This window comes from Sporomusa sp. (assembly GCF_057736855.1).
Genome location: NZ_JBYKYF010000374.1, coordinates 1 through 2523, shown reverse-complemented (window position 1 = coordinate 2523; position 2523 = coordinate 1). Strand labels below are relative to the sequence as shown.

Sequence of the window (2523 nt, the reverse complement as noted above, 5' to 3'; positions counted from 1 at the left end):
AATACCATATTCGGCCAACGCGTCTGTTACCATGTCGGCTATTTCAAAGTCCATCGCCGACCCTCCCACTAGCACGACAAAATCAATATGTCTAATATTTCCAGTCGGTGCAACTCGCGCTAAGGCTCGCAACGCATTGGTAACAAATACCCGTTTCTTGGCTTCCCGCCGTACATGGCGAATTCGTTCAAGAGCATGGTCAGAAGGGATGGGAACCATGTCACCGTCTTTTAAAATAACCACCCGAGCAAATACATGTGGCGGCAGATGATTATCAAAAAACTTCACCGTACCGTCTTCCAGCCTGATATGATAAAGACTTTCTACCTTGGCGAGAGGATATCGTTTAATATCTTCGGCCAAGTCAAAATCATTAAGTCCAAGCTCAGAGTTAATCAGCATGGTCACCATATCCCCAGCGCCGCCCAAGTGAATCGAGTGAACTTCACCGTCACGGGTTATGATGGCGGCATCGGTAGAACCACCACCCATATCCAAAATAGCCAGCGGTTTATCAGTACCCGGTGTAGTTAAGGCGCCGCGAATGGCCATATTGGCTTCCACACCGGCAATAACCACCCGCACCTGGAGTTCTTCCTCAAGCTTGTCCGCAATTTGCCGCATAGGCAACCGGCTGGTTTTGACCATCGCGGCCAAGGCTACTGCATTTTCCAGAGCAAATTCGCCAGCTAAACCACCTTGGACTTTTTGCGGTACAAAGGTATCTACTGCCAATAGGTCCTGGATTTTCATCTCCGCTACCGGTTGGTTGGTTAGTTCAGCCATTACCTGGCGAACTCTTTCCAGCATGCCGTTCACATTGGTTCCTGGTTCCCCTTGTACATCAATGATCGGCTGCACACGCTCAATGACTTCCATAATCGCGGCAGCACCTGCCTCAACATCAATATCCGATTTTCCCTTCTGTCCTACAACCGTAATAAAACCTGCGGGAATGGAACGGGCCTTTACGTCACCGGCCGGTGTCCGGACAACAACCGCCGAACGGTTTCCTATTAGCGCCCTGGCGATAGGCACAACCATTTTGGTTTCTTCTGGCGTTAGGTTAAAGACAGTAGCAATACCGTAGGGGTTGGATAAGGTCTTTATTGTCTCTCCGGGTGCGGCAACTTCAATAGCTGCCAGCATACCTACCGGAACCTTTTCAATCAGGGTTACTTCGTCAACAACCGGAATTTTTTGTTTCAGCCGGTTAACTATAAGTACAGCATCATCCTGCCGTACTATGGCGCCCTGAACCAGAACCCCCCTGGACATAGCGTCATTAATAGCGCAGGCAGCATCTTCAAAGTCGATGCCACGCGGAATGATGCAGATAATCTTTTCTCCCGGACGTATCTCAGGAAGCTGAGCAAAAGGTACGGTCATACCGACACCTAAACCAATACCTCCTGGCGTAGAGGGGTTATGCCCAATCATGGTGGATTCGGTAATAATGGTTTCAGTAATGGTTTCCATGGCCAAATCCCCAATGACCGGAGTAGCTTCATTAATTCGTATTTCATCTACTGCGGCCAAACTCAGTCCGGCTTGTTGCACAGCCTCTTTCAAGGCGATAACAATCCCCGGTACATTGGCCAGTGTTCCTTTTATGCCAGTTGTTTTGACTATGCTACTGGCCAGATATTTTGTTATTTGGCCTTGTTCGACTTGCGCCATACATACTTCAGTTGTGGAGTTACCAATATCCACACCGGCAATGATAGGCATGAAAGTTCCCACCTTATTCCGCTCTGAGACGGTTCCGGCGCTCGTACACTTCTGCGGCCTCTCTCACGAAAGCGGCGTTAATTTTAGCGTTATATTTTACTTCCATTTCGTCAGCAATAGCTAAGAGTTCTTGTTTAGTGGAACGGTAAGGACGCAAGGCATTGTAAATTTCCAATATACGTTCATCCGGTATGGCCACCAGCTCGGCTGCACGACGAAGGTTGTTGGCAAACTGCCGCCGGCCTACGCCGTCAGCAATCTCGGCTTGCATTCTAAGGGTTTCCGGGGTAATACGAACATCCTCCGGCTTTACTTCGTCATTCATAATTTTTTCTAAAGTAATGTCTGACAGCGACTTGCCTGTAGGTGTTTTGATCAGATCTGGACGTTTTGTTGCTAAAGGATAATCTTTTTCCGGACAAAGTCCCGCACTTGGTGTCGTTTGAGGCGGAACCGGATTTGCCTGCGGAGCACCAACCATCGATTTTAATACTTCACGCACAATATCTTCTAACATTTTATTATCAGTCATCAAATTTCACCTCCAGCTAGTTAAACTGAACTTCTATTTCAACCGGTTTAGCGCCGGAAACAACATGCTCAGTTTCTTTGATATGCAATATTGCTGCTTTCGCCTGGTACTTAGGACGAGCCATTTGGTCATTTTTGGTTGGAACCGGTGTAGGAGATTGTCCTTTAGCATATTGCGCGGCATTTTTGCCAATTTGCCGGTAGGTTTCCAGATCAAGCAGGGGAGCTTGGGGGAATAATTCGAGGTTGCTAAGCGGTGGC

At 48.0% G+C, this 2523-nt stretch carries 3 protein-coding genes; all 3 read right to left on the bottom strand.

Annotated features, from left to right (window positions below; translation table 11 throughout):
• Positions 1 to 1731: diol dehydratase reactivase subunit alpha (locus tag AC29Z1_RS16425; RefSeq protein ID WP_488272528.1), on the bottom strand; the 1731-nt coding region annotated here is incomplete at its 3' end.
• 13 nt (positions 1732 to 1744) lie between these two features.
• A complete protein-coding gene (locus tag AC29Z1_RS16420) occupies positions 1745 to 2263 on the bottom strand; it encodes a diol dehydratase small subunit (RefSeq protein ID WP_488272527.1) in 519 nt (172 codons plus the stop codon).
• Between the two features lie 16 nt (positions 2264 to 2279).
• Positions 2280 to 2523: glycerol dehydratase reactivase beta/small subunit family protein (locus AC29Z1_RS16415; protein ID WP_488272526.1), on the bottom strand; the 244-nt coding region annotated here is incomplete at its 5' end.